This window comes from Streptomyces malachitofuscus, from assembly GCF_055571035.1.
In genome coordinates this window covers 146,967-167,946 of the sequence record NZ_JBVIGA010000010.1, presented here as the reverse complement: position 1 = coordinate 167,946, position 20,980 = coordinate 146,967, and the positions used below count along the sequence as shown (strand labels likewise).

The window sequence follows — 20,980 nt, the reverse complement described above, 5'->3', positions numbered from 1 at the left end:
CGCCGGCCGGTCACCGCGCGGGAGTGTGAGGCCATGTCGCAGACACTCGCCCCCGCCGCCGCCACCGGCTCCGGCACGCTCCCCCGCTCCCGCAGGCTGCTGCGCGCCGTCGCCGTGACGGCCTGCCTGCCGTACCTGACCCTCAAGACCGCGTGGGTGGCGGGCAGTCGCACGGGCATTCCGGCGGGCAGCCCGCTCCTCGACCACCCCGCCTCGATGGCCGTCGCCAACGTCCTCACGATCCTGATGGACGGCGCGGTGATCGTGCTCGCGCTGCTGCTGACCCGGCCGTGGGGCCGCTCGGTGCCCGCCTGGCTGCTCGCGGTTCCGATGTGGGTGGCGACGGGGCTGCTGGCACCCGTCATGGCCGGCTATCCGCTCCAGCTGCTGGTGCGCGCGTTCGGCGGGAGCGCCGCGGGCACCTCCGGCGAGGACGGTGAACCCTTCCTGCACGCCTGGGTGTTCGCCGTCGTCTACGGGGGGTTCATCGTGCAGGGCCTGGCGCTGGGCGCGCTGTTCGTGCTGTACGCCCGGGACCGCTGGGGCCACCTGTGGCGCGGCCGGATGTGGGACCTGCCCGCCCGGCCGGCGGGGTCGGCACAGCGGGCGGTGGCGGTCGCGGCCGCCGTGGCCGCCCTGTTCCCGCTGACCCTGCGGGCGGTGTGGGCCTGCGGCGGCACCACCGGGCTCGGCGAGGGCGTCGCCGCGGACCGGGGCAGCGACTTCCATGTCCTGGAGTCCCTGTACGTCGTCTTCCTCCTGGCGGCGGTCGCCGGGGGCCTGGTGCTGGCCTTCCGGCCGGTGCCGGTGCTGCCGGTGCGGGTGCCGCTCGCCCTCGCGGGGGCCGGGTCCGCCGCCGTGGCCTGCTGGGGCGGCTGGATGGCCGCGGCCGCGCTGCTCTCCGGGGGAGATCCCGCCGACCGTCCGACGGCCCTGATGCTGCTGACCTACGCTGGCCAGATGATCGTCGGCCTCCTCGTCGCCACCGTCGGCGCCCGCTTCCTCGCGGCGCGGTCCGCGCGGCGCCCGGCGGCATGAGGGCGTTCCTGTGGCCGCTGTTCGGCCGGCGGGCACGGCTGCGCTGGATCCATCTGATCCTGGGCGGCGCGCTCGCCATGCCCTACGTCCTGGTCGGCGCGGTCGTCGTCGGCCCCGTGTCCGGCTCCACCCAGGTCTTCTCGTCGCCCCTGCTCCAGCTCGCCTCGTTCGCCGTGGGTCTGCCGCTCGCCGCCGTCACCTCGCTCTTCCCGCTGACCCGGCCGCTGGAGGGCGCCGCGGTGCGCTGGCTGTGCGGGGTGGACGCGGCCCTGCTCGCCGAAGGACCCGCCCGCGGCAGGGCGGCCAAGGCCCGTACGGCGCTGTGGTTCACGGTGCATCTGGGGGCCGGCGGGATCGTCGCCGGGATGTCGCTGGCGCTGCCGCCGTTCGCGGCCGTGCTGATCGTGCTGCCGCTCGCCGCGGGATGGTGGGACACCCGGCTCGGGCTGCCGGAGGTCTTCGGGCACCCATGGGCACTGACGCTCGCTCCGGTCGCGGGCGTGTTGTCGCTGCTCGCCCTGGCGGGCTGTGCGGCGGGGGCGGGTGCGCTGCTCGCCCGCTGGGCGCCCGCGCTGCTCGGCCCGACCCCCGAGGACCGGCTCGCCGCCGCCGAGGCACGCGCCGCCGACCTCGCCGTGCGCAACCGGCTGGCGCGCGAGCTGCACGACTCGGTGGGGCACGCGCTGAGCGCGGTGACCCTGCAGGCGAGCGCGGCCCGCCGGGTCCTGGACACCGACCAGGAGTTCGTCCGGGAGGCCCTCGCGGCGATCGAGGAGACCACCCGGCGCACCGTCGGCGAACTCGACGCGGTGCTCGGGGTGCTGCGCGACGGCGACGCGCCCGGTACGGCCCCGGCGCCCACGCTCGCCGCCGATCTGGACGGCCTGCTGCGCCGCACCCGGGCCGCGGGGCGCACGGTGACGGCCACGATCGGCGCGCCGTTGGAGACGCTGCCGCCGGTGCTCTCCCGCGAGGCCTACCGCATCGTCCAGGAGGGACTGACCAACGCCCTCAAGCACGCGGGCGGGAGCGTCGGGGTCGGCGTGCGCGCCGAACTGCGGGACGGCCACCTGGAGATCACCGTCGAGAACCCCCTCACGGCACCGGCCGTCCCCCGCACCGGCGGCGGCCACGGACTGACCGGCATCGCCTCCCGCACCCGTCTGCTGGGCGGCACGGCACGGGCCGGCCCGGTGGACGGCATCTGGCGCCTGCACGTACGGCTGCCCCTGACACCCCCGCCGTCCGCACCCGGTCCCGCCGGACCCCGTCATCCTCTCGAGGAGCCCTCATGACCGGCCCCGCCCCGATCCGTGTCGTCCTCGCCGACGACGAGCGCATGGTGCGCACCGCGCTGCGGGCCATCCTGTCCGCCGAGCCGGACATGGACGTGGTCGGTGAGGCGGCCACGGGGGCGGAGGCGGTGGCCGTGGTGCGGGAACAGCGGCCGGACGTCGTGCTGATGGACGTACGCATGCCGGAGACCGACGGCATCCGCGCCACCGAACAGATCCTCGCCGGTGCCGACGGGCCGCCGCGGATCATCGTCGTCACCACCTTCGAGAACGACTCCTACGTGTACGACGCCCTGCGCGTCGGAGCCGCCGGCTTCCTCCTCAAGCGGGTGGAGGCCGACGCGCTAGTCGGGGCGGTGCGGCTGGTGTCCCGCAGCGACACGCTGCTGTTCCCGGCGGCCGTGCGCGCCCTGGCCGCCGAGCACGCGCGCGCCCGCCCCGCGCCTCCCGCCTGGGTGGCGCGGCTGACCGGCCGCGAGAGCGAGGTGCTGCGGCACATGGCGGGCGGGCTGACCAACGCGGAGATCGCCCGGCGGATGGAGGTCGGCCCCGCCACCGTGAAGACGCACGTGGCGTCGGTGCTGGCCAAGACGGGCGCCCGGGACCGCACCCAGGCCGTCATCGCGGCCTATGAGGCGGGCTTCATGAACACACGATGAGAAACCGGGCGCAGGGGAACGATGTGCCCCCTTCCGTTCGTCTGTCCGAACGCGATGAACAAGACGATCAGGCGTGCCTCGGTCTTCACGCTGCTGCTGGTGTTCGCCCTGCTGATCAGGGCGACCTGGGTGCAGTTCTACGAGGGCCGGGCACTGGCGGACGACAAGGACAACCGGCGCAACGCGATCGAGACGTACGCGGAGCCGCTCGGGAACATCATCGTGGCCGGTGAGTCGGTCACCGGCTCGGCGCGGACCAAGGGAGGCGATCTCGCGTACAAACGCACGTACGAGAACGGCCCGCTGTACGCGGCCGTGACGGGCTACGCCTCGCAGGCCTACGCACCGACGCAACTGGAGGGCATCTACGCGGACCTGCTCAACGGCACGGACCCGCGTCTGAGGACGGTGATGGACACGGTCACCAACCGGCGGGCGGATCCGGGCAACGTGGTGACGACCATCGACCCCGCGGTGCAGAAGGCGGCGTACGAGGCGCTGGGCGACAAGAAGGGCGCGGCCGTGGCGATCGACCCGGGGACGGGCCGGATCCTCGCGGTGGTGTCGACCCCGTCCTACGATCCGGCGTCGCTGACCGACGCCAACACCGCGGGTGAGGCCTGGAAGAAGCTCACCTCGGACCCGGACAAGCCGCTCACCAACCGGGCGCTGCGACAGCCGCTGCCGCCGGGTTCGACGTTCAAGCTGGTCGTCGCGGCGGCCGCGCTGGAGGACGGGCTGTACGCGTCGGTGGACGAGAAGACCGACAGCCCCGACCCGTACACGCTGCCGGGCACGGTCACGGACCTCACCAACGAGAACCCGGACGCGCCCTGTGAGAACGCCTCGCTCCGGGTCGCGCTCCAGTACTCCTGCAACAACGTCTTCGCGAAGACGGCCGTCACCCTGGGCCAGGACAAGGTGCGGGCGATGGCCGAGAAGTTCGGCTTCAACGACGAGACGCAGGACGTGCCGGTGCGCGCCTACACCAGCGTGTACCCCTCGGACATGGAGCCGTCGCAGACCGCGCTCACCGGGATCGGCCAGTTCGACGTGACCGCCACCCCGCTGCAGATGGCGATGGTGTCGGCGGCGATCGCCAACGACGGGGAGATGGTGTCGCCCCATATGGTCAGCCGGGTCACCGACCGCGGCGGCGATGTGCTGAAGGACTACGACGAGGAGGCCGGCACGGAGCGGATCGTCAGTTCCTCGACCGCCGAGCAGCTCCAGTCGGCGATGCGGACGGTCGTCGAGGAGGGCACGGGGTCCAACGCGCAGATCTCCGGCGCCACCGTCGGCGGCAAGACGGGCACCGCGCAGCACGGCGAGAACAACAGCAAGACCCCCTACGCGTGGTTCACCTCGTACGCCGAGTCGGACTCCTCGGACCGGGAGGTCGCCGTGGCGGTCGTGGTGGAGCAGTCGGACGCGGCCCGCTCGGAGGTCAGCGGCAACGGTCTGGCGGCCCCCGTCGCCAAGGCGGCGATGGAGGCGGCGCTGCGGGACTGAACCTTTCGGGCCGTCAGGCCGTCTGTACGGACGGGCCGCCCTCTCCCCCCGGGGGCGGCCCGTCTCCGTGCGCGCCCGCGGCTACCCGACGCCGAGGAGCTGCTCGATCGGGTCGATCGCGAAGTACACCAGGAACAGCGCGGAGGCGCCCCACAGCAGCCAGTGGACCTCCTTCGCCCGTCCCAGCACCGTCTTGATGACGACGTAGGCGACGAAGCCGGCGCCGATGCCGTTGGTGATGGAGTAGGTGAACGGCATCACGGCGATGGTGAGGAACGCCGGGACGGCGATGTCGTAGCGGTCCCACTCGATGTGTTTGACCTGGGTCATCATCAGGAAGCCGACGGCGACCAGGGCGGGGGCCGCCGCCTGGAGCGGGACGATGGTCAGCAGCGGGGTCAGGAACAGCGCCAGGCCGAACAGTGAGCCGGTGACCAGGTTGGCGAAGCCGGTGCGGGCTCCCTCGCCGACACCGGCGGCCGACTCGATGTACGAGGTCGCCGACGAGGCGGAGGAGGCGCCGCCCGCGACGGCCGCGGCACCGTCGATGAGCAGCACCCGGCCGAGGCCCGGCACCCTGCCCCGCTCGTCGAGCAGTCCGGCCTCGGCGCTGACGCCGACGACGGTGCCCATGGTGTCGAAGAAGTCGGACAGGATCAGCGTGAACACCAGCAGGACCACGGTGACGGCGCCGGCCTGTCCGAACGCGCCGAACAGGCTGAACGCGCCGATGAGGCCGAAGTCGGGAGCGTCGACCACCTGGTCGGGCCACTCGGGTGTGGTCAGTCCCCAGGTGCGCACGTCGGCGAGCGAGTTGATGACGATCGCCACCAGCGTCATGGTGACGATGCTGATGAGGATGGCGCCGCGCACCTTGCGGGCGAGCAGGGCGACGGTGAGCAGCACGCCGAGGCAGAACACGAGCATCGGCCAGCCGGTGAGGGTGCCGGTGCTGCCCAGCTGGACCGGCACCGTGGTGCCGGCGGCGTCCGGGATGCGGCTGACGAAGCCGGCGTCGACGAAGCCGATCAGGGCGATGAACAGGCCGATGCCGACGCTGATCGCCTGTTTCAGCGGTTGCGGGATGGCGTGCATGACCGCCTCGCGCAGGCCGGTCACCACCAGGATGCAGATGAGCAGGCCCTCCAGCACGATCAGGCCCATCGCGTCGTCCCAGCTCATCAGGGGGGCGATCTGGAAGGCGACGACGGCGTTCAGGCCCAGTCCGGCGGCGAGCGCGAGCGGCAGATTCCCCCCGACGCCCATGATGACGGTCATCACGGCGGCCACCAGTGCGGTGGCGGTGGTGAGCTGGACGGCGTCGAGCTGCTCACCGAACTTGTCCTTCGCGCTGCCCAGGATGAGGGGATTCAGGACGAGGATGTAGGCCATGGTGAAGAACGTGGCGAAGCCGCCGCGTATCTCCCGACCGAAGGTGGAGCCGCGCTCGGATATCCGGAAGAACCGGTCGAAACCGTTCACCGGGGGTGGTCCGGATGCCGGCGGGTCGGCCTTCTGCTGCGCCTCGGACATGCGACTGCTCCTCGAAGCCGGAAGATCGGTGGGCGGATGCCGGCTGATTGTGCCCGCGCCGAACCTCGTTCAGGTGTGGTTCGTGTTACGGATTCGCATGCCGGTGGGTCAGGCGCCGTCAGAACTTCCGCACATGTGCACGCGGGGGCACTGCCGGGAGGGTGCGGCGGTGGCCGACTCCAGCCACGCGAACACCTCGTCCTGCATGCGCGGCGGGAAGCAGTGCCCGATGCCCGGCCAGGTCTCCGTGCGGAGCCGGTCGGCCGCGCCCAGACCGCGCCACACGGCACGCAGTTTCCCGTAGGCGGTCCGTACGCCCTCGGCGGTGAACAGGTGGTCCTGCTCACCGCCGAAGAACAGCATCGGCTTCGGCGCGGCCATGCTCGCCACATCGGGGATGTCGAGGTACCGGGCGAGCCCGGGGTGCAGCATGTGGAACGCCGACTGCCCGCGCAGGGTGTTGTTCCCCGGAACCATCATCTCCTTGAGCCCCGTCATCCAGGACACGCTCGCCGCCGCCGCGACGTGGTCGCCGAGCGCGGCGGCCTGCCAGGCGCGGTAGCCGCCCATGGAGAACCCGACCGCGGCGACCCGGCGGGCGTCCACGCCCTCCAGTCCCGCCAGGAAGGCGGCGGCCCGCTGGTCCTCGCGGGCGTGGAGTCCGGCGAGGGAGGAGCCGAGGTGGTAGAGGTTGCTCGCCAGCGCCTGCTGCTGCTCGTGGGCGAGGGGTCCCCGTTCACCCCAGCCGAGCGCGTCGAGGCAGAGCACCACATGGCCGCGCCGGGCGAGTTCGTCGCCCGTGAAGCGGCCGCCGTAGTACCGCCCGGCCCACTCCTCGGCAGAGGCCAGCCGGGTGTCGTCGTACCAGGGCCGGACGCACTTCTCCTTGCCGATGTCGAACCGGGAGCCGTGGTCGTGCAGCAGCAGGACGGCCGGGAAGGGACCGGTGCCGTGCGGGGTGAGCAGGGCGCCGCGGGTTCGGGTGTGACGGGTGAGCGAGAGGGTCACCAACTGCCGCCGGTAGCCGTCCGCTTCGGGTCCGGGCGTGTACTCGGGCGCGTACGGGACCACCTCCGGCTCGGGCACGACGAGCAGTTCCCCGACCCTGGCCCGGGCCGCCCGGCGCCACTGTCCGAAGTCGCGGAGCGGCGAGGTGCCCCAGGCCAGTGGGAACTCCAGGTCGTCCCTGAGCGCCTGGAGCAGTCCGGGCGGGCCGGGTACGGCGGTCATCCGCGGGGCCGCCAGTCGCCGAGGTAGGTCTCCCCGGTGTGCGCGGCGGCCTCGGCGCGGGTGAGCTGGGGCCGGTTCTCCGGCACGGTGATCGCGGCGCCCGGTCCGGTGTTGCGGTACTCCCGGAACCGCTGCTCCTGCCAGGGGTGGGCGTCGCGCATGTCGGCGTAGGGCGCGACGGCGTCGATGCCCGCCGAGAGGTGGGTCTCCCGCACGGTGAGCATGGGGCGGGCGGTGGTGTCGGAGCTGGGCACCCAGGGGCGGGCGAGCTTGTAGTGGCCGTCGGGCGCCTCGCTGGTGATCCTGCTGCGGGCGACCAGGTAGCCGCGGGGGTTGGCACCCGCGGTGGAGGGCGCGAAGACGAAGCCGTAGGGGGCGGCCGAGAGGTCGGGGCGGACCAGGGTGCGGAAATGGCAGCGCTCGAAGACGGCGGTGGCCCGGCCGAAGACGAAGTCGACGTCGCCCTCGGCGTAGCAGTGGGCGAAGTACTGGCGGGCGAAGGTGTCCAGGGAACGGGTGTCGGCGTACAGGGTGTCCTGGTGCCCGAGGAAGCGGCAGTGGAGGAAGGCGCTGCGGTCGCCCTGCACCTTGAGGGCGACGGCCTGGGTGCCGCTGGTGCCGGGGAGGTCGGTGCGCAGCCAGTCGTTGGCGAAGGTGATCCACCGGGCGGTGAAGCCGTCGGGGCGCAGGGTGGTGGTGGCCGAGCCGGAGGTGCCGTGGGTGCCGGAGCCGTCCGGTCTGGGGGTGCCGGCCGCGTTGTTGTAGACGATCACCACGTCGCGGGGGTTCTCGGAGGCGCCGAGCCAGGTCATGCCTGTGCGGTCGGCGTCGACCGAGACCGTCTCGCGGTAGACGCCGGGCGCGATGACCAGGGTGCGTCCGGTGCCGGTGGCGGCGGTCACGGCGGCCTGGACGGTGGTGAAGTCACCGGCGCCGCGCGGGTGGACGTACAGGGTCCGCGGGGTGAGGCGGTCGGACGGTGAGCCGTAGCGGCCGAACGGGCCGCGCGGCCGGCGGCCGGCCTGCGCCGGGGCGGCGGACAGGGCGAGCGCGGACCCGGCCGTGGCGCCGGTGAGCAGGAAGGTCCTTCGGGACAGGGGCGAGGGCATGCGGGTGCTCCTTGGGGGCGTCGGACGGGCCGGGGCGGTCCGTGGTGGGGACGGACCGCCCCGGCCGGCTGTCGAGGGTCAGCGGATGCGGCCGGCGCCCGCGCCGTGCTCGACCAGGAACGGGACGGCCCGGGCCGGGTGGACCGCGGTGCGCAGGGTGGGCGTCCAGCCGGCGCCGGACTGGAGGGTCTCGGCCGGGATCTCCGCGTTGTGCACGGCGATCAGGTCCGTGCGCCTGCCGTTGACCACGTTGTGGGCGGCGGTGACCGGTGCCTCGCTCCACTTCTTGAGGATCTTCGCCGGGCTGATGCCCTTCGCCAGGGTGAAGGCATTGTGCTCGGCGACGAGCTGGGACTCCTTGCCGATGCCAAAGCTGTAGGAGTAGCCGTCCTCCGCCACGAAGTGGTTGTTGTACACGTCGACCTGCCCGAAGCGGACGCGCGGTGCGCGCTCGACCAGGTTCGAGAACAGGTTGTGGTGGAAGGTCGCCTTGAGCTTGCCCCGGTCGCCGACGGCGGTGGACTCGCTGTCGCTGTTGCCGATGAGGATCGTCTTGTCGTGCTCGGTGAAGACGTTCCAGGAGGCGGTGACGTAGTCGGCGCCCCGGACGATGTCCAGCTCGCCGTCGTGCTGCTGGTAGAGCATGCCGAAGTGGGTCGGGGCCTCGCTGTCGGGGTGCTCGCCGTCGGTGAAGGTGTTGTGGTCCAGCCAGACATGGGTGGAGCCGTACACGACGGCGGTGTCGTACTCGGAGTTCCAGTTGCCCCGGCTGCCGTCGGTCGGGTCCCACTGCGGGAAGCAGTCGACCGGGCTTTCGAGGGTGAGGTTGCGGACGATGACGTTGTCCACGCCCTTGATCTGCAGGCTGGCGCCCTTGATGGCGGCGTTCCTGCCGACGCCGATGATCGTGGTCTTGGAGGGGACCTCCGCCTTGACGGCCGCGTCCTGCCGGGCGGCGGACGCCCTGCGCAGCCCTTCCGGGCTGTCGTCGGGCTCTGCGCTCAGGTCCCGCTCCAGGCCCCAGGTCTCCGGCGCGTACGCCTCCAGGTAGGCGTCGAAGTCGTAGCCGGGCACGGCGAACGCCTCGCACCCCTCGGAGACCGCGTCGATGGTCCCCTTCACCTTGATGATCTTCGGGGTGTCTCCGCCGTCCGCCAGGGCCGCCTTGAACTCGGCCCAGGTGCGCACGGTGTGGACGTGCCGACGGTCGGCGTCGGCGCCTCCGGTGGTGCCGGTGCCGTGCGAGGCCCAGCCGTCGCCGGCGGGCAGGGTCTGCCGGGCGGGGTCACGGTGGTGCGACGGGGAGTGGGCCTGGGCGCCGGTGCCGGTCAGGGCCAGCACGAGGGCGGCACAGCCGGCCAGCGACGCGGCTCTCACTGTGGCATGCCCATGCCATACATAGGTGCTCATGGTGCGGCTCTCCTTCTTCATGGTCCGGGGGTGTTACGCGACGGCCTCCGGCCAGGTGATCCACGACTCCGGTATCTCCGCGTCGAGCCGGCGCACGTCGCGCGGCGCGAGCACCCGGGTGCGCAGCAGCTCCCGGGCGACCAGCCGTGCCACGGCGATCGCGCCCGGCGGATTGAAGTGCGTGTTGTCCTGCTCGGTCGCCGTCCAGTTGAAGTACTTCTTGGTCTCCTCGGCCCCGAGCTCCTGCCACAGCGCGAGCGACAGCGCCTGGACGTCGAGCAGCGGGACCCGCTCCTGCCGGGCCAGCGCCCGCATCGCCGCCGGGTACTCCCCGTGGCTGGGCACGGCACGCCCGTCCGCGTCGAACCGCCGCCGCTCCACGGCGGTGGCCAGCACGGGCCGGGCACCGCGGGCCCTCGCTCCGTCGACGTACAGCCGCAGATACCGCTGGTAGGTCGTCCAGGGCTCGGTGTAACGGCTGGGATCGGCGGCCTTCTCGTCGTTGTGCGCGAACTGGACGAGAAGGAGATCGCCGGCACGTATCGAGGAAAGGATCACCTCGAGCCGTCCCTCGTCGACGAAGCTCTTCGAACTCCGCCCGTTCACAGCGTGGTTGGCGACCTCGAGAGGCCGGCCGAGCAGAAAGGGCAACGCCATGCCCCACCCGGTCTCGGGCGCGGCGTCGGCGTACTTCTGTGCGGCAGTGGAGTCACCGGCGATGTGGAGCGTCCGGGAACGTCGCCCCGGGGTGGCTCGCGCGGTTCCCGTCACACCGAGAGCGAGAGGGAAACCGAGTCCGGCAGCGGCCATTTGTCTGCGCGTGATGGACACAAGCGTTGCCTTTCAGCCAGGGGTGGGGAAACCCCTCAGGGGCGCGGGGCTGTACCGATGTGCGGCTCCGCCGCGTGAGCGCGATCGACCGGGGACGGCCCGCAGGCAGACAGGCCGCCCCACGGCGATGTCGGACCCAATCAACCCATCTGCTCGTCCCACTCCGCCTGCGCCTCGTTCAGCTGCTCGGCCAGCCCGTCCAGGAACTCCTTGGCGCTCATGTCGCCCAGCAGCACCTTCTGGAAGTTCGGCTCGTTCTCCGCCTTGGAGATCGTGTTCCAGTCCGGCAGGTAGTACGGCAGCTGCACGATGCTCGTGGACCCGTCGCTCAACGCGTCCGCCGCCAGCTTCGTGGGCTCGGCCTTGCCGATCCACTCGTCCTTCGCGGCGTCCAGGTGCGCCGGCACCTGCCCCGCCGACTCGTTGAACTTCGAGTTGGACTGCGCCGACGTGGCGAACTCGATGAACTTCCAGGCGGCGTCCTTGTTCTTGGAGGTCTTGAACATGCCGATGCCGTCGACCGGGTTGGAGACCTGGACGCGCTTGCCGCCGGGCCCGGTCGGCTGCGGTATGCCGCGGAACTTGTCGGCGCCGAGGGCCTTCACATGGTCCTGGTAGGAACCGAGGTTGTGGTTCAGCATGCCGATCTCGCCGGAGTCCCACTGCGCGACCATCTTGGTGAAGTCGTTGTTGAGGTCGGCGGCGGGGGTGACCTCCTTGAACAGACCCGCGTACTTCTCCAGGGCCTGGACGTTCTTCGGGTCGTTGACCGTGGTCTTCTTGCCGGTGGAGTCCCAGAAGGAGGTGATGCCGGACTGGCCGTACATCGCGTCCAGGGCCTGGGCGATGGAGCCGGCACCACCGCGGATGGTGTAGCCGAACTTGTTGGCGCCCTTGTCGGTGAGCTTCTCCGCGGCCTCGTAGAACCGGTCCCAGGTGGTCGGCTCCTCCAGGCCCGCCTTCTCGAACAGGTCGGTGCGGTAGTAGAGGACGCCGTTGTTGGCGGAGGTCGGGACCGAGTACAGCTTGTCGTCGCCGCCGCCGGCCGCCCGCAGGGACTCGATCATGTCCTTGTTGAGCTTGCCGCTGAGGGACGACTCGCCGAGCCGGTCGTCCAGCGGGTCGAGGGCGCCCTGGGCGGCGAAGCCCGCGAGCATCGAGGCGCTGATGCCGCCGACGTCCGGCAGACCCCCGCCCTGGATGGCGGTGTCGACCTTGGACTGGTACTCGGTGGAGGCGATGCCGACGTACTGGACGTCGATGTCCGGGTTCGCCTTCTCGAAGTCGGCGATGATCTGCTTCCAGATCTCGGTGCGCACACCGCCGTTGTTGTCCCAGAAGATGATCTCGCCCGTGCCGCTGCCCTCGGCACCGTCGCCCGTGCCGCTGCCGTCGTCGCCGCAGGCGGTGGCGGTCAGTGCGAGCACGGCGCCCAGGGCGACGGCGGCCGATGTGCGACGGCCTCTGCCGGTGCTGTTTCCGAGAATGCTGATCTTCATTGGTCGGCTCTCTTCTTCTGGATACGGATCCTGAACTGCGTGAACGTGGCGGTGCCGGCGTGTCCCTGGCCGGAGGGCGCCAGGGCGACCAGGCCGAGCAGGGCACCGACCCAGCGCCAGGGCGTGGCGGCGAAGACCTGGCCGGAGGGGCGCAGGCCGTCCCCGGTGTCGTACGAGAAGCGGCAGCGCGCACCGTCGTCGACATCGATGCGCAGCCGGACCCGGCCGCCGGGAGCCGGCTGCGCGTGAGCGGCGTCCCGTTCCCTCTCCGCGACCGTCTCGGCGAACCGGTGCACCAGGTGCACCGTGCCGTCGGTGCCCCGCTGGAGCCCGATCCAGCGGTAGGCGTCCCCGAGGACCGTGAGTCCCGCTCGTGCCCCGGGCTCCTCGCTGTCGAGCCGCAGCTCCACCTCGACGGTGCACGGTGTGCCGGGCAGCCGCTGGGTGAGGACGTTGGGCAGTCTGCGCAGGTCGTGTGCGTCGGCGGACCGTACGCAGGTCAACCGCAGCCCGTCGGCGGAGTGCTGGGTGGCCCAGCCGTCCCGGGGGTTGGCGGTCCACTGCCACTGCCGGCCGTGGCGGCCGCCGGGGAAGTCGTCGTCGGTGGCGGGCATCGCGGGCGGCTGCGCGGGCAGGTCCGGGCGGCGGTGCACCGTGACAGGGGCGCCGTCGTCCCCGAGCACCGGCCAGCCCTCCGGGTCCCAGCGCATCGGCTGGAGGTGCACGACACGGCCGTACGCCCCGCGCTGCTGGAAGTGCAGGAACCAGTCCTCCCCCGAGGGGGTGCGCACCCAGCCGCCCTGGTGCGGGCCGTTGACGTCGGTGTCCCGCTGTTCCAGGACCACCTTCTCCTCGTACGGCCCGAAGAACGCACGGGAGCGGAAGGCGCCCTGCCACCCGGTCTCCACTCCCCCGGCGGGGGCGAGGATCCAGAACCAGCCGTCGTGCCGGTAGAGCTTGGGCCCCTCCAGGGTGAACCAGCCGGGGATGCGGTCGCCGTCGACGATCACCTTGCCCTCGTCGAGGAGTTCGGTGCCGTGCGGGTGCATCCGGTGGCCGGTGAGGCGGTTCTTGATGCCGGAGCGGGACTTGGCCCAGGCGTGCACGAGGTAGGCCTCGCCGGTCTCGTCGTCCCACAGCGGGCAGGGGTCGATCAGTCCCTTGCCGGCCTTCACCAGGTGCGGCCGGCTCCAGGGACCGCGGATCCGGGGGGCGTTGACCTGGAAGATGCCCTGGTCGGGGTCGCCCCAGAAGATCCAGAAGCGGTCGTCGTGGTGGCGCAGGGCGGGGGCCCAGACCCCGCAGTCGTGCCGGGGCACCGCGAACTCGGCCTCGGGCTCGAGCCGGTCCAGGGCATGGCCGACGAGGGTCCAGTCGACCAGGTCGCGGGAGTGGAGCAGGGGCAGACCGGGGACGCGTCCGAAGCTGGAGGCGGTCAGGTAGAAGTCGTCGCCGACACGGATCACGTCCGGATCCGACCAGTCGGCGTTCAGGACCGGGTTGCGGTAGGTGGACTCCGTCCGCCCGGCGCTCATGGGCTCACCGCCTTGCGGACCAGGGCGGCGGCCCCGTCCCTGCCGAGGCGGCCGTCGGCGACCACCGTGACGATCCGGCGGACGACGGTCTCGCCGGGCGGAACCGGCAGCCGGGCGTCGTGGGCGAGGGACGAGCCGACGCCCGGATACTCGGCGGTGCGGACGAACCAGGGGTCGCGCCGGGTCGGCCCGGTTCCACCGGCGAAGACCAGGGTCCAGGTGGACCCGGCGAGCGCGAGCCAGTCGGCGGGCCTGCCGTGAACCTCGTGCTCCCCCTCGGCGCCGACGGTGAAGACGTCCGGTGCCGTCGCCTCCTTGCGGGCCCGCCAGAAGAAGCCGCCGTAGGCGGCGCCGGGGCGGCCGTTGGTCGCGGGGCTGCCGATGGACAGCGGGCCGGCGGTGACGTTGGTGAGGGAGAAGGTGAGGTCCAGCGCCCAGGCGGTGTCGGTGAGCGGGGTGGCGGCGACCGTGCGGCGCTCGCGCAGCAGCTCGCCGGGCGCGGCCATCCAGCGCAGCTCCTCGACGAACCCGCCGGGGTCGCGCAGCTGGTAGGCGGCGTGCCGCTGGGAGCCGTGGTTGTCCAGCTCGGTCGGGCCCCGGCCCTGGACGTAGGTGCGTCCGCCCCAGAAGTTGAACCCCTCGACGTCGGGAACGGCGACACCGACGCCGAGGTGGTGGGTGTGGTCGGCGGGGCTCAGCTCGGTGACGGCCGTGCCGGCCAGGGTGGTGACGGGGTGCAGGTAGGGCCGCGGGGAGAGCCGGGCGGGCAGCTCGGGCCGGGTGACGTACCGGCCGACGGGCCGGCCCGCGACGCGCAGCACCACGGAGTCGTCGCCGGTCATCGGGTACTCACCTCTTTCGGCAGGTGGTGATCGGGCAGCGCCCAGGGGGCGCCCAGCTCGGAGTAGAGGGACAGGGTGTCGGCGGCGGCCGCGACGAGACCGTCGATGCCGGGCACGACCCGGCGGTCCTCGCCAGGGACGCGGTGCCAGGCGCCGGCGGGCAGCGGGACCGGGTCGGGGGCCGTGCGGATCGCCTCGACGACCCGCATGAAGGCGCCGGTGTCGTCCGGGGTGACCAGCAGCGGGGTGCCGTCCGTGAGATGGGCGCAGAGGTTCTCCAGCAGGTCGGTGCGGTCGAACCGCAGCTCCTCGGGGCCGTGGTCCGCGCGCTGGAGCAGTACGCGGTCCTGCTTGTACCAGAGGGTGATCCGGCCGGCGGTGCCGTGCACCATGACGTACGGCTCGTCCGCCCGCTCGGCGCACAGCGTCGCGGCGACGGTGACCGAACCGCCCTGTGCGGTGGTGACGCGGACGCATGAGGTGTCGTCGGACTCGATGTCGTTGGCGCGCAGCAGCTCGGTCTCGATGCCGGCGACGTCCTCGGCGCGGGTGCTGCCGGCGAGCGCGAGAGCGGTGGCGACGGCGTGGGCCAGCGGGTTGGTGAGCGCCCCGTCGACCACGTCGGCGCCGTGCAGCCGGCGCCGGCCGGCCCAGGGCGCCCGCCGGAAGTAGGCCTCGGGCCGCACCCAGGCACCGGCCCCGCCGATGCCCACCACCCGGCCGACGGCGCCCTCGGCGACCAGGGCTCGGATCGCCGGCACGGCGTGCGAGCCCAGCGACTGGAAGCCGATCTGGCAGGCGGTCCCGGCCGCGGCGACCCCGTCGGCCATCCGGCGGAACTCGGCGTACGACGGTGCCGGAGGCTTCTCCAGCAGGACGTGCACACCCCGCACGGCCGCCGCGAGGGCGAGGTCGGTGTGGGTGGGGATCGGGGTGCAGATCACCGCGACCCGGGCTCCGGTGGAGTCGAGCAGCGCGCCGAAGTCGGCGGACTGCTCGGGGAGTTCCCCGCCGAACTCGTCCTCGGTGAGCGGGGTGAGCTCGCAGACGCCGACCAGCCGTACGACTCCTTGCCCCTGGAGCCGGCGGATGTTCTCCACGTGCCAGCGGCCGTGACCGCGGGCACCGGCGAGGACGACGGGAACGGGCGTACGGGATGTCATCCCTTCACCGCCCCCGCGCTGAAGCCGGTGATCAGCCACTTCTGGATGAAGGCGAACACGATCACCACCGGGACGGCGGCGATGATGCCGCCCGCGGCGAGTGCGCCGAGGTCGACGCTGTCCGCGCTCATCAGGGTGTTGAGGCCGACCGGGATGGTCTGCTTCTCCTGGTTGTTGAGGAACATCAGGGCGAACAGGAAGTGGTTCCAGGAGTGGACGAAGGCGAAGGAGCCGACGGCGATCAGACCGGGCCGCAGCAGCGGCAGGACGACCACGCGGAAGGCCCGCATCCTGTTGCAGCCGTCGACCCAGGCGGCCTCCTCCAGCGAGTACGGCACGTTCTTGATGAAGTTGCTGATCAGGATCATCGACAGCGGCAGCTGGAAGACCGTCTCGGCGATGATGACGCTGCCGAGGGAGTTGATCATCTGCAGTTCGGCGAAGATCTCGAACAGCGGGACCAGGAGCAGGGCGCCGGGCACGAACTGGGAGCAGAGCAGGGCCAGCATGAACGCCCGCTTGACCTTGAAGTCGAACCGGGCGAGCGCGTATCCGCCGGCCAGGGCCACCAGCGTCGTCATGATCAGGGTGGCGACGCCGACCAGCACGCTGTTCTGGAAGAAGGTGCCGAAGCTGCGGTCCGTCCAGACCTTCTCGAAGTGGACGGTGGTCATCGGCCAGGGCACGAGCGAGGTCGAACCGGCCGGGCGCAGCGCGAAGAGCAGGATCCAGTAGAAGGGAATGAGGGTGAACACGAGGTAGACGCCCAGGGGCAGGTAGATCTGCCAGCGGGGTGCCTCGTCCCAGGCCCGGCGCTTCTTCGCCGGCCGCGGCGGCTCGGGGGCGGCGGGCGCGGGGGCGGAGGCGGCCGCGGTGGCCTCCTTGGTGATCACTTCTCGCCTCCGAACTTGCTCAGGCGCAGGTAGACCATCGAGCAGAAGAGCAGGATCACGAACGCCACCGTGGTGAGGGCCGACGCGTAGCCGAAGTCATGGGCGTCGACCGAGGTGTTGGCGATGTACAGCGGCAGCGTCGTGGTCACGCCCGCGGGTCCGCCGCCGGTCAGCGTGTAGAGCAGGTCGACGTTGTTGAACTCCCACACCATGCGCAGCAGGGTGGACAGGATGATGGCGTCCTTCAGATGCGGCAGCGTGATGTGCCAGAACTGCTTGAAGCGGCTCGCGCCGTCGACCTCGGCGGCCTCGTAGAGGTCCTTCGAGACGGACTGGAGGTCGGCGAGGATGAGGATCGCGAAGAAGGGGACACCGCGCCACAGGTCGGCGACGACCGCGGCCGGGAAGACGGCGGAGGTGTCCGACAGCCAGCTGACGCCGTAGTCGCCGATCCCCATGTCCGCGAGGTAACGGGTGATGCCGGTCTGGGAGTTGTAGAGGAGCACCCAGATCGCGGAGGTCAGCACGCCGGAGACGGCCCACGGGGAGAAGACGAGGGCCCGGCCGAGTCCGCGGCCGACGAAGGTCTGGTTGACGATGAGGGCGAGGGCCAGGCCGAACAGCAGCTGCAGTCCGACCTCGACGAAGACCCACTTGGCGCTGAAGACGAGGGAGTCCCAGAACAGCGGGTCCTCGGTGAAGATGCGGGTGAAGTTGTCGAAGCCCGCGAAGCCGTTGCGCCACGGCTTGGTGGGGTTGTAGTCCTGCAGGCTGTAGTAGAAGACGCTGAGGACCGGGTACGCGATGAACCCCAGCATGAGCAGGGCGGCCGGCGCGATCAGCAGGTACGGGAGCCTGCGGGGCGTGGCGGAGGCACGGCGCCGCCGGGGTGGCGCGGGCGGTTTCGCCACGGCTGCGGCTTGGGCCATGACTGTTCTCCGTTTCTCGGTACGTCGTGCTGTGTGGTGCGTGTGCGTGGGAAGCGCTTTCTTCGCAGGTGTGCGAGGTTCGGCCCCGCGGACGGCGGGTCAGCCCGCGTAGGGGTCCTGGACGGTGCCCGGACGGGCGAGGAACTCGAAGTCGCAGCCGGTGTCGGCCTGGGTGATCTGGTCGGTGTAGAGCGCGCCGTAACCGCGCTCGTAACGCGCGGGCGGCGGCGTCCACCGCTCCCTGCGGCGCTGAAGCTCCTCGTCGTCCACGTCGAGCCGGAGCGTGCGGTTCTCGACGTCGAGGGTGATCAGGTCCCCGGTCCGCACCAGCGCCAGCGGCCCGCCGACGTACGACTCCGGGGCGATGTGCAGCACGCAGGCGCCGTAACTCGTGCCGCTCATCCGGGCGTCGGAGATCCGCACCATGTCCCGCACGCCCTGCTTGAGCAGGTGGTCGGGCAGGGGCAGCATCCCGTACTCGGGCATGCCAGGGCCGCCCTTGGGACCGGCGCCCCGCAGCACCAGCACGCTGTCGGCGGTGATGTTCAGCGCCGGGTCGTTGATGGTCCGCTGCATCTCCTTGTAGTCGTCGAAGACGACGGCGGGACCGGTGTGCCGCAGCAGGTGGGGCTCGGCGGCTATGTGCTTGATGACGGCACCGTCCGGGCAGAGGTTGCCGCGGAGCACGGCGAGCCCGCCCTCGTCCGCGACCGGGTTGTCGCGCGTGCGGATGACGTCGTCGTCGTGCACCTGCGCGCCGGCGATCTGCTCGCGCAGGGTGTCGTGGCAGACGGTGGGCCTCTCGAGGTGGAGCAGGTCGGGTATCCGGGAGAGGAATCCGGGCAGTCCGCCCGCGAAGTGGAAGTCCTCCATCAGGTACTTCTGTCCGCCGGGACGTACGTTGGCCAGCACCGGGACGGTGCGTGCGATGCGGTCGAAGTCGTCGAGGGTGAGCTTGACGCCGGCGCGCCCGGCCATGGCGATCAGATGGATGACGGCGTTGGTGGAGCCGCCGAGCCCGAGGACGGTCGTCACCGCGTCCTCGAAGGCTTCCGCGGTGAGGATGTCGCTCAGCTTCCGGTCCTTGTGGACCAGTTCGACGATCGTCAGGCCCGCCTTCGCGGCCATCCGGTCGTGCCCGGAGTCGACGGCCGGGATACTGGAGGCGCCCGGCACGGTGACACCGAGGGCCTCGGCGGCGGCCGTCAGTGTGGACGCCGTACCCATCGTCATGCAGTGACCGGGCGAGCGGGCCAGGCCGCTCTCCAGTTCCTGCATCTCGCAGTCACCGATGACACCGGCCCGCTTGTCGTCCCAGTACTTCCACATGTCGGTACCGGACCCGAGGGTCTCGCCGCGCCAGTGTCCGGGCAGCATCGGCCCCGCGGGCACGAAGACGGTGGGCAGGTCGGCGCTGGCGGCACCCATCAGCAGGGCGGGCGTGGACTTGTCGCAGCCGCCCATCAGCACGGCCCCGTCGACCGGGTACGACCGCAGCAGTTCCTCCGTCTCCATGGCGAGAAGGTTGCGGTAGAGCATGGGGGTCGGCTTCTGGAAGGTCTCGCTGAGGGTGGAGACCGGGAACTCGAGGGGGAAGCCGCCCGCCTGCCACACCCCCCGCTTCACGGCCTGGGCGCGGTCACGCAGATGGACGTGGCAGGGATTGATGTCCGACCAGGTGTTGAGGATCGCAATGACGGGCTTGCCCAGGTGCTCCTCGGGCAGATAGCCGAGCTGGCGGGTGCGGGCGCGGTGGCTGAAGGAGCGCAGTCCGTCGGTGCCGTACCACTGGTGGCTGCGGAGCTCTTCGGGCGACTTCACAGGGACCACCCGGCGGCGATGGCGGCGACCTCGGCGCGCTCGCTCTCCGGCAGCGGTCTGCTCGGCGGGCGGACCTCGCGGCGGCACAGGCCGAGGGAGGCGAGGGCCTCCTTGACGACGGTGACGTTGTTGGCGGAGCCGTTGGCGGCGCGCAGTTCCTCGAAGCGGCGGATCTGCTCCCACACCTTCATGGCGGTCGGGTAGTCGCCGGAACGCAGCGCCTCGAGCATGTTCAGCGAGACGGACGGGGCGACGTTGACCAGCCCGGAGGTGAAGCCGCTTGCGCCGGCCGAGAAGTAGGAGGGGGCGTACGGCTCGGCGAGCCCCGCCACCCACACGAACCGCTCCAGGCCCGCGTCCCGGGCGAAGGCGGCGAACCTCGCCGCGTCCGGCACGGCGTACTTGACGCCGATGACGTTGGGGCAGCTGTCCGCGAGCTCGGCGAGCCGGGCGCCGGTGAGCTGGCCGTTGCGTATGTAGGGGACGACGCCGAGTTCGGGCACGGCGTCGGCGATGGCGCGGTGGTAGTCGACCCAGCCGCTCTGGGAGACGTAGGGGTGGACGGGCTGGTGCACCATCACCATCTGCGCGCCGAGTTCACGGGCGTGGCGTGCGGAGTCGACGGCGGTGGGCACGTCGTGGCCCACGCCGACCAGGATCACCGAGCGGCCGCCGGCCTCCTCGACGGTCAGCTCCGTGACCAGGCGGCGCTCTTCGGGGGTCAGGGCGTAGAACTCGCCGGTGTTGCCGTTGGGGGTGAGGGTCGAGATGCCACCGTCGAGGAGACGACGCAGCAGGGCCCGGTAGGTGTCCGGGTCGACGGTGCCGTCCTCGGCGAACGGGGTCACCGGGATCGCCACCACGTCGGCCAGGGCCGCCCGCTGGGTCTCGAACGTCGTTGTCATGCCTGACCGTCCTCTTCCTGGGCTTCCGGGGCCGCCTCGAAGTCCGCTTCGGGGAAGGCCCGTCGGACGAACGACGCGATGTGCGAGTGCAGGGCGCGCGCCGCGCCGTCCGCGTCCCCGTCGAGGGCGAGGCGCAGGATCTCCCGGTGCTCGTCGGCCTCCCGCTCCCAGGAGGGGTCGGCGGCCCAGGCGACGGCCGAGACGAGGGCGGCCTGGTCACGGACCTCGTCGAGCATCCGGCCGAGCAGCGGGTTGCCGCACGGCACGTAGAGGGCACGGTGGAACTCGCGGTTGGCCAGCGACCGTTCGGCCGTGTCGGTGGCGTCGTCGGCGCGGGTCAGCGCGTCGCGTGCGGCGTCCAGGGAGGCACCACGGCGCACGGCGCGCTTGAGCGCCTCGGGTTCGAGGAGCAGGCGCACGTCGTAGACCTCGCGCGCCATGTCCGCGTCGACCATGCGCACCGTGACGCCCTTGTACTGGCTCATCACCACCAGACCGGTGCCGGCCAGGGTCTTGAGCGCCTCGCGCACCGGGGTCTTGGACACCCCGAACTGTGCGGCGAGGTCGGTCTCGACCAGGGCCTGGCCCGGCGTGAACCGGCCGGTGAGGATGCGGCGTTTGATCTCCTCCAGCACGTACTGCGTGCGGGAGGGGATCGGCGTGGGCACAGAGGTCATGCGCGCCTCTCGGATCTCGCGTGACTCGCGTATCTCGCGTATCGCGTCTCATATATGACGTACGAAGTACGACGCGGATGACCGTAAGAGGGGCTCAGG

The 20,980-nt window shown here is 71.7% G+C and carries 18 protein-coding genes; 4 read left to right on the top strand and 14 right to left on the bottom strand.

Annotation, left to right across the window (positions count from 1 at the left end; genetic code table 11):
- The first annotated feature begins 33 nt into the window (after window positions 1-33).
- The 4 genes from ACZ44S_RS16870 to ACZ44S_RS16855 are packed head-to-tail and all read left to right on the top strand — an operon-like array spanning window position 34 to window position 4,504.
- Window positions 34-1,038, top strand: coding sequence for a hypothetical protein (locus ACZ44S_RS16870; protein WP_466929520.1), 1,005 nt, complete (start codon window positions 34-36; stop codon window positions 1,036-1,038).
- Window positions 1,035-2,333, top strand: a complete 1,299-nt coding sequence (locus ACZ44S_RS16865) for a sensor histidine kinase (protein ID WP_466929518.1) — start codon at window positions 1,035-1,037, stop codon at window positions 2,331-2,333. Before ACZ44S_RS16870 ends, ACZ44S_RS16865 begins: the two co-directional genes overlap by 4 nt.
- A complete protein-coding gene (locus ACZ44S_RS16860) occupies window positions 2,330-2,992 on the top strand; it encodes a response regulator transcription factor (protein ID WP_466929515.1) in 663 nt (220 codons plus the stop codon). Before ACZ44S_RS16865 ends, ACZ44S_RS16860 begins: the two co-directional genes overlap by 4 nt.
- 54 nt (window positions 2,993-3,046) lie before the next feature.
- Window positions 3,047-4,504 carry a peptidoglycan D,D-transpeptidase FtsI family protein gene (locus ACZ44S_RS16855; protein WP_466929514.1) on the top strand — a complete coding sequence of 486 codons (1,458 nt, stop codon included), beginning with the start codon at window positions 3,047-3,049 and terminating at the stop codon, window positions 4,502-4,504.
- Window positions 4,505-4,585: 81 nt separating this feature from the next.
- On the opposite strand, the gene ACZ44S_RS16850 is transcribed toward ACZ44S_RS16855, so the two are convergent.
- The 14 genes from ACZ44S_RS16850 to ACZ44S_RS16785 all read right to left on the bottom strand — a co-directional run bounded on the left by ACZ44S_RS16850 (window position 4,586) and on the right by ACZ44S_RS16785 (window position 20,881).
- The gene (locus ACZ44S_RS16850) at window positions 4,586-6,037 is read right to left on the bottom strand and encodes an NCS2 family permease (protein WP_466929512.1); all 1,452 of its coding nucleotides are present in this window, start codon (window positions 6,035-6,037) and stop codon (window positions 4,586-4,588) included.
- A 108-nt stretch (window positions 6,038-6,145) separates the two neighbouring features.
- Window positions 6,146-7,267: a dienelactone hydrolase family protein gene (locus ACZ44S_RS16845; RefSeq protein ID WP_466929510.1), complete on the bottom strand. Its 1,122-nt coding sequence runs from the start codon at window positions 7,265-7,267 to the stop codon at window positions 6,146-6,148.
- Entirely contained in the window at window positions 7,264-8,376 is a 1,113-nt protein-coding gene (locus ACZ44S_RS16840; RefSeq protein ID WP_466929508.1) for a pectinesterase family protein, read from the bottom strand. The genes ACZ44S_RS16845 and ACZ44S_RS16840 overlap by 4 nt, the downstream gene beginning before the upstream one ends.
- Before the next feature lie 78 nt (window positions 8,377-8,454).
- A complete protein-coding gene (locus tag ACZ44S_RS16835; protein ID WP_466929505.1) occupies window positions 8,455-9,786 on the bottom strand; it encodes a pectate lyase family protein in 1,332 nt (443 codons plus the stop codon).
- A 33-nt stretch (window positions 9,787-9,819) separates the two neighbouring features.
- Entirely contained in the window at window positions 9,820-10,617 is a 798-nt protein-coding gene (locus ACZ44S_RS16830; RefSeq protein WP_466929504.1) for a rhamnogalacturonan acetylesterase, read from the bottom strand.
- A gap of 140 nt (window positions 10,618-10,757) precedes the next feature.
- Window positions 10,758-12,116: an ABC transporter substrate-binding protein gene (locus tag ACZ44S_RS16825; protein ID WP_466929501.1), complete on the bottom strand. Its 1,359-nt coding sequence runs from the start codon at window positions 12,114-12,116 to the stop codon at window positions 10,758-10,760.
- Window positions 12,113-13,651 (bottom strand): glycoside hydrolase family 43 protein, encoded by a 1,539-nt coding sequence (locus ACZ44S_RS16820; protein ID WP_466929499.1) that lies wholly within the window; start codon window positions 13,649-13,651, stop codon window positions 12,113-12,115. The genes ACZ44S_RS16825 and ACZ44S_RS16820 overlap by 4 nt, the downstream gene beginning before the upstream one ends.
- Window positions 13,648-14,493: a DUF6807 domain-containing protein gene (locus ACZ44S_RS16815; protein WP_466929497.1), complete on the bottom strand. Its 846-nt coding sequence runs from the start codon at window positions 14,491-14,493 to the stop codon at window positions 13,648-13,650. The genes ACZ44S_RS16820 and ACZ44S_RS16815 overlap by 4 nt, the downstream gene beginning before the upstream one ends.
- Window positions 14,490-15,656 (bottom strand): Gfo/Idh/MocA family protein, encoded by a 1,167-nt coding sequence (locus ACZ44S_RS16810; RefSeq protein ID WP_466929495.1) that lies wholly within the window; start codon window positions 15,654-15,656, stop codon window positions 14,490-14,492. The genes ACZ44S_RS16815 and ACZ44S_RS16810 overlap by 4 nt, the downstream gene beginning before the upstream one ends.
- Window positions 15,653-16,549: a carbohydrate ABC transporter permease gene (locus tag ACZ44S_RS16805; RefSeq protein ID WP_466929493.1), complete on the bottom strand. Its 897-nt coding sequence runs from the start codon at window positions 16,547-16,549 to the stop codon at window positions 15,653-15,655. The genes ACZ44S_RS16810 and ACZ44S_RS16805 overlap by 4 nt, the downstream gene beginning before the upstream one ends.
- Window positions 16,546-17,478, bottom strand: coding sequence for a carbohydrate ABC transporter permease (locus tag ACZ44S_RS16800; RefSeq protein ID WP_466929491.1), 933 nt, complete (start codon window positions 17,476-17,478; stop codon window positions 16,546-16,548). Before ACZ44S_RS16800 ends, ACZ44S_RS16805 begins: the two co-directional genes overlap by 4 nt.
- 99 nt (window positions 17,479-17,577) lie before the next feature.
- Entirely contained in the window at window positions 17,578-19,308 is a 1,731-nt protein-coding gene (gene araD, locus ACZ44S_RS16795; RefSeq protein ID WP_466929488.1) for an L-arabinonate dehydratase, read from the bottom strand.
- Entirely contained in the window at window positions 19,296-20,204 is a 909-nt protein-coding gene (locus tag ACZ44S_RS16790; RefSeq protein WP_466929486.1) for a dihydrodipicolinate synthase family protein, read from the bottom strand. Before ACZ44S_RS16790 ends, araD begins: the two co-directional genes overlap by 13 nt.
- Window positions 20,201-20,881, bottom strand: coding sequence for a GntR family transcriptional regulator (locus ACZ44S_RS16785; protein WP_466929483.1), 681 nt, complete (start codon window positions 20,879-20,881; stop codon window positions 20,201-20,203). Before ACZ44S_RS16785 ends, ACZ44S_RS16790 begins: the two co-directional genes overlap by 4 nt.
- Between the last annotated feature and the right edge of the window lie 99 nt (window positions 20,882-20,980).